Source organism: Marinobacterium sp. MBR-111 (assembly GCF_040547585.1).
GTDB classification, from domain to species: domain Bacteria; phylum Pseudomonadota; class Gammaproteobacteria; order Pseudomonadales; family Balneatricaceae; genus Marinobacterium; species Marinobacterium iners.
The window spans coordinates 1-5,466 of record NZ_JBEPQA010000058.1; the positions used below are offsets into that span (position 1 = coordinate 1).

Below are 5,466 nucleotides of genomic sequence, written 5' to 3' on the forward strand. Positions count from 1 at the left end.
GGCAGAATCCGGATAAGATCGAGCGGTGTTAAAGAATGTGGTTATATTCAATGCGGTGGCACGGCAATAGCAGATGAATTCACTGATTCAGGTTTTTATAAGACCTAAAAAATGCTGTTAAAAATAGAGCACCTGAAAAGATCAAAACCGTCTTTTTATCCTTTGCCATCCTTAAGATGGCGTAAATTTGACAACATATTGCTATAAAGATGAATGTGAAATTTTTAACTGCAAGTACGTAGATCCGATTTATGCTGTTTCTCAATTGGGCAGTGCGTGATTTATGCGGCTGAAATAAAAAATAGTGGCGCAAAGCAGCCCTCTTTCCGCAAACGAGACTGTCCCTTCAAATCCCACAATTACATGATCCAGCAGTCGTATCTCAACGGTATTCAGCGCCTGTTGCAGTCGATCCGTAATCTGCCGATCTGCTCGGCTCGGTTCAGGATCACCTGACGGGTGGTTATGTACCAAGACGACCGCCGCTGCATTCTGTGCCAGTGCAGCTTTGATCACTTCACGCGGATAGACGCTAGCGGAGTCGATCGTTCCGTGGAATAGTTCCACGAACTCGATGATTCGGTGACGGTTATCCAGTAACACCATCCCGAACACTTCGCGTTCGTAGTCCATCATCAGCGTCTGCAGGGCATTGAACACCGCCGCTGGACTTTCCATGGAGCGGCCTCGCTTCAGTCGTCGGCGTGCCAGCATTTTGGCCAGGCGCATCAGTTCGGTGTCGGTGACAGCTTCCGGGACGACATAGGTACCGGGCAGCTCCCCGGCGATCAGTTGTGTAGCCATGAGTATGATCTCCTTGAATTTAAGCGGCGCGGGACTGGCCTTTCAGGTCGGCAAAATGTTGGGTCAGTTGCCAGAGTGCTCGGTTGAGTCGGACATCTTCAGTGACAGAACGGATGGCACGGGTGCTGGTGTGACGCCCATTGCGTGAGCGTCCTGCTAGGCCACCTTTGAGCAGGTTTTCCTGGGTGCGGTTGAATACACGCCACAGGTTCTGATCCCGGTCCTCAGATCGACGTGCCTGCAGTAGCGCGTCGGGTTCAACAGGGCTGACATCGCGCCAGTCCTCGCCATAGCGGAGCGTGAGGGCTGATTGAGCAAACAGCCGAGACTCCTCTGGACTCAATCGCATGGACTGGAAGCGCTCAACGGTACCTGCCAGGTTGGGGACTTCATCAATCAAGGCAATGGAGCCATCCAGGATCTGGTCGACTACTTGTTTGCCATGCCGGACGCGGATACCGCCCATATCGCCGACAGGGGTGACCATGCCGTTACTGCAGATCAGCCGGAACAGCCCCAAGTCCAGTTGATAAGCGGCTGTACGATCGTGGCTGTTGGTCAGCACGAGTTCCGCAATGCTGTCACCCACGGTGATCTGACGATCCGGGTCCTGACGAAAGCGGACCATGTGCCGTGTGGTATCACGGCGTTCAGGGTCACGGACGCGGGTCTGTTGTGCCCTGACCGGATACCAGCCTTCAGCCTGCAGGGCATCAACGACTTCGATGGTGGGTACGAATCCATAGCGATCGGACACCGCCAAATCAGGCGATTGTGCAAAGATGGCCGGAGCCTGACGATAGAGTTGTTCACGGGATAAAGTATTCATGGGTAAGCCTCCTTACCTGCACGAGAGTCGCCCCGCAGGGCGCTTGATCGCGGCAGGTTCTATGGGTGTCATGTAGTGGAATTTTGAGGTGTCAGTGAGGCGAACCGGCTTCATGGCCGGAATGCGCTGTACCGGATTGAACCGGTGTTGCGGGTTGTGTGGTGTCGTTGTCGGACGGTGCGGCACGCAGTCGACGTGACTTTGCTGCCAGCTTTTGAGTCAGCCTGACCGGATCAACACCATTGCGGGGTGAGCCGGTTTCTGGGGGGTGTGATTGATCCATCGCTGCGTCTTGCCCCTGTGGATAAAACTCTTCCACGATGGCAGCGGCATCTTCCTCCTGCTCTTCAAAGTCGCCATTCGCAAAACCCATTCGAGCCGCCTGATCCAATGCCTGCTGATCAAAGCCAACCTCATGCCGATCCAGTGCCATTTGCTGTGCGTTGGCTAGCGTTGCCTCAAGATCCATCCCCTCTCGCAGCGTGATATCCACGTAGTAGATCGGCGCACCATGACTTTGCCGAGTGGACTTGCCCCGTAGGCGCAGCTCCAATGGCAGGCAGGCCAGTTTGTTGTCGGATACCGCTTTGAAATACTGCAGCCGTGCTGCCAGGGTACGGATTGAGTTAAATCCGGTAGTGCGGAAGATGAAGGTCCCCAGAGGGTCATCATCCCCGACCACGACATTCAAACGCGCATAAGGCTTACAGCGACCACCCTGGGCCAGCTCACAGCCGTCTGGACTTGGACAGGGCAAGGTCTGCATACCGTCACGGGTGCGACGGCGGCATTGTTCACCGTCACCGACACACAAGGGTCTGGCGGTATTACGGTCAAACAGCGAATACTCAGCCCTCAGGTTGAGATCAGGTTCATTAAACAGCAGCCGCATCGGAATGCGCCTGAGCTTGCCGCCCTGGGCTTCACGCAGCGGTTCATCCAAAGGATGCGCTAGCCAGCCATCGCGGGTCTGGATCTGCGAGGTCAGCGTGAATTGGTCATCCTTTTGCGGTAGGCGCTTGCCGTCCTTTTCGATCACCTTGCCAATGGCGATACGCCCCAGGATCGGTGGGGTAATAGCGAGACCTTTCAACATGGGTCACCTCCAAACGGAATAGAAAAAGCCCCAGACCGCGTGGTGGCGGTCATGGGGCCTATGTTGGTATTGAAGAATGCGCGCTGTAATGCGAAGGGGTCAGTCAGCGATTGTGAATCACGAAACGACGACTGCCGGGTTTTACTGTCAGGTACTGGCTGATCAGCTCAGGTTGCTCCTGTTTCAACCGAGTTAGATCAACCGTGCGGGTGTCGGTGCTCTTTTTCCAGGTAATGCGTCCATCCGGTAACAGCGCTTCACTGGCTGTACCCATCGCCTGCTGCAGCTGATGCTTCAACTGGGCTTCCTGCTGTTTGGTGTCATCGATGATGGAACGCGCCGCTTGCAGCTGATCAAACACCTCGGACAGCTCGGTATGATCATTGAAGTCCAGCACCTCATGGTCATCCTCCGGGAACAAGGCTCGCAACGCACGATCTGCTGAGTCACTTGCGTCTGCCGGTGGCGGGGTGTCTTCGGTAACATGACGCCAGAACTCGGCTTCCAACTGGATCAGTCGCTCAATCAATGCCTCGTCCCGCTCCAGACGGAATATCCTGAGCTCATGGCCCCCGACCAGCACGGCTACATCTGCAGCTTGCTGACCGGTGACCGCCAACTGGTGCATCACCTGCAGCTGCACATACTCGGGTACGCCGTTCTTCCACAGCTTGGCCCCGTTGATGCCCGCCGTTTTGCACTCCAGTACCTGCACCTCATCGGAACCAACCACCTCACGGTCCAGGTTGGCCAGCATCCAGGCGTGGGTTGGGTGCTGCAGCACCGCATTGACACGGCGCACCTTGAAGCCGGTACGCTTGGCATAGTGCTCGGCCACAATCGGCTCCAGTACCGTGCCCCAGAACAGGGGGCTGTTATCGTCATCGTCAGGCTGTTCAGCCGCGCCATCCGACTGAGCGGCATGCATCAAGCGACCGGTCTTCTCCATCCACAGCTCCAGCTGGGATTTATACGGGTTCAGGCCTACGGCAGCCGCCGCATCCGAACTGCCAATGCCGGTCTGACGCACGGCCAGCCAGGTATCCCGATCCAGCTGACGGGTATCCACCAGACGGTGCGCCTGGGCATGGCGGCGCTTGCTGGTAGCCAGCCCCTTCAGCGCTTGAGCCTGGGCATTGGCCATCGCCTGTTGGGTCAGTGGCAGGTGTGTCAGCGAGGGGGCATCCAGTACCGGTGCATCCTGTTGAATAGCGATGTTGTGTGTCTGCATGATTGATCTCCTTTGCCGATCAACGGCATAGCCTCCACCTCCCCCCGGCAATGGCCGGAGGGGAGAAAAGCGGTTATGGATAAAACATTGTGTGCAAAAACCTGAACCGTCAGTGCCGGTCAGTCATCAGCACGGAATCGATGGCCACAAGCAAGGCATTCGATGTTGCTCAGTAACTCACGATCCAGATGGTCACCAATGCGCCGTCCACTGAGGCCACCGGCAGCACCGCCAAGCAAGCCACCGATCACAGCACCGGCCAGCGTGCCCAGAGCAACGCCAGGGGGACCGGCGACCACTCCGAACTGAGCACCGGCACGGGCACCGCCCAGCGCACCGGCAACACCACTGGCCGTGCCTGCTGTAGCACCGGCCAACGTGCCGACCTGTCGGCCCACCGAACGGGGGATGAGCTGCCGTGACTGGCAGCGAGGGCATTTAAGAGACATGGGTATAGTTCCTCGAATAGGTAAATTAAAAGATATGCGCTGTTTATCCAAAGCAGTGATATATGGATGAAAACGAATTGAAAGCTTTGGTTGGCGAGTGATAACAGGATTTAGCTGGGGATTACCTGAGCATGCAGTATATTTCTACACCCTTCCCAATCGCATGAACGAGCACACAGGAGTTGACTTCATGCGAATCATCAAGCTTGCCGAAGTGATCAGGACCACTGGCCTATCCCGCTCAAGCATCTATCGTAAAATGAGTGAAAATAGCTTCCCTTCAACCGTTTCTCTGGGGCCTAGAGCGTCTGGCTGGGTTGAAGATGAAGTGCAGCGCTGGATTATCGAACGAATTGCTTTGCGTGACGAAAGAACGGATTAAATGAGTAGGCAAGTAAGAGGGTAGCAAGGTTGTTCATTAAAATACATTTTAAACCATAACGATCCATATTTTCCTCGAGTTGTCGTCAGGATGAATTTCCCAGTATTCATTGGAAATAAAATCAAATAATCATTAGTAGAATCAGTGAAGCAATTGTCGGTATATTAATATCTATAGAGATAGCTGTAACCCTACTCGCTATACACCAACTAAATATCATTAATATTCTCATGTATATTCATTCAGTAGAGTATGAATTCATATGTTAAATAATTAGTTATCTATGATAAGAAACCATGTCAAAACTAGATTATCTATCTATGGTGAAAACATGAATTACACAGCCTTACCTCAGAACCCAAACCTAACACTATTTACCCAGAAATCTTTTAAGGGGTTGCCAGTTAATGCATCCCCTGAGCATCCATGTATATATGAATACCTTGAAAATTCATGGCAAGCAATTTCACGTTCAAAATATGAATATAATCGAGTATATGCTGTTCGTATTGAACTACTCTATCCGATAAGTGTTATGGCCTTAGGTACTGAAGATAACCAGGTGATGGAACGATTCAAGAACCTGATTCCGTGACTTAAAACTCAGCTTCGCATCTCCACACACCTGTAACCACGCGGCCTGCGGCGGTAATATGGACGCCATTCTCGATTCAC

The 5,466-nt window shown here is 53.5% G+C and carries 7 protein-coding genes; 2 read left to right on the forward strand and 5 right to left on the reverse strand.

Annotated features, from left to right (window positions below; all coding sequences use genetic code 11):
* Positions 1-261: 261 nt before the first annotated feature.
* From radC to ABIE61_RS18470, 5 genes are all read right to left on the reverse strand, one after another.
* Entirely contained in the window at positions 262-804 is a 543-nt protein-coding gene (gene radC, locus ABIE61_RS18450; protein ID WP_354412267.1) for a RadC family protein, read from the reverse strand.
* Positions 805-823: 19 nt separating this feature from the next.
* Complete coding sequence (locus ABIE61_RS18455; protein WP_354412270.1) at positions 824-1,633, reverse strand: DUF932 domain-containing protein; 810 nt, start codon at positions 1,631-1,633, stop codon at positions 824-826.
* Positions 1,634-1,724: 91 nt separating this feature from the next.
* The gene (locus tag ABIE61_RS18460) at positions 1,725-2,729 is read right to left on the reverse strand and encodes a recombination directionality factor (RefSeq protein ID WP_354412273.1); all 1,005 of its coding nucleotides are present in this window, start codon (positions 2,727-2,729) and stop codon (positions 1,725-1,727) included.
* A 103-nt stretch (positions 2,730-2,832) separates the two neighbouring features.
* The gene (locus ABIE61_RS18465; RefSeq protein ID WP_354412276.1) at positions 2,833-3,960 is read right to left on the reverse strand and encodes a YqaJ viral recombinase family nuclease; all 1,128 of its coding nucleotides are present in this window, start codon (positions 3,958-3,960) and stop codon (positions 2,833-2,835) included.
* Between the two features lie 119 nt (positions 3,961-4,079).
* The gene (locus tag ABIE61_RS18470) at positions 4,080-4,409 is read right to left on the reverse strand and encodes a hypothetical protein (protein ID WP_354412279.1); all 330 of its coding nucleotides are present in this window, start codon (positions 4,407-4,409) and stop codon (positions 4,080-4,082) included.
* A 190-nt stretch (positions 4,410-4,599) separates the two neighbouring features.
* Between ABIE61_RS18470 and ABIE61_RS18475 the strand changes: the two genes are divergently transcribed.
* Both ABIE61_RS18475 and ABIE61_RS18480 read left to right on the forward strand, forming a co-directional pair.
* Positions 4,600-4,791, forward strand: coding sequence for an AlpA family phage regulatory protein (locus ABIE61_RS18475; protein WP_354412282.1), 192 nt, complete (start codon positions 4,600-4,602; stop codon positions 4,789-4,791).
* 331 nt (positions 4,792-5,122) lie between these two features.
* The gene (locus ABIE61_RS18480) at positions 5,123-5,386 is read left to right on the forward strand and encodes a YagK/YfjJ domain-containing protein (RefSeq protein ID WP_354412285.1); all 264 of its coding nucleotides are present in this window, start codon (positions 5,123-5,125) and stop codon (positions 5,384-5,386) included.
* Positions 5,387-5,466: the final 80 nt, after the last annotated feature.

What these genes read in the sequence shown, in the direction of transcription:
- radC (WP_354412267.1), bottom strand. Translation starts at nt 804, where the DNA reads ATGGCTACACAACTGATCGCCGGGGAGCTGCCCGGTACCTATGTCGTC.
- ABIE61_RS18455 (WP_354412270.1), bottom strand. Translation starts at nt 1,633, where the DNA reads ATGAATACTTTATCCCGTGAACAACTCTATCGTCAGGCTCCGGCCATC.
- ABIE61_RS18460 (WP_354412273.1), bottom strand. Translation starts at nt 2,729, where the DNA reads ATGTTGAAAGGTCTCGCTATTACCCCACCGATCCTGGGGCGTATCGCC.
- ABIE61_RS18465 (WP_354412276.1), bottom strand. Translation starts at nt 3,960, where the DNA reads ATGCAGACACACAACATCGCTATTCAACAGGATGCACCGGTACTGGAT.
- ABIE61_RS18470 (WP_354412279.1), bottom strand. Translation starts at nt 4,409, where the DNA reads ATGTCTCTTAAATGCCCTCGCTGCCAGTCACGGCAGCTCATCCCCCGT.
- ABIE61_RS18475 (WP_354412282.1), top strand. Translation starts at nt 4,600, where the DNA reads ATGCGAATCATCAAGCTTGCCGAAGTGATCAGGACCACTGGCCTATCC.
- ABIE61_RS18480 (WP_354412285.1), top strand. Translation starts at nt 5,123, where the DNA reads ATGAATTACACAGCCTTACCTCAGAACCCAAACCTAACACTATTTACC.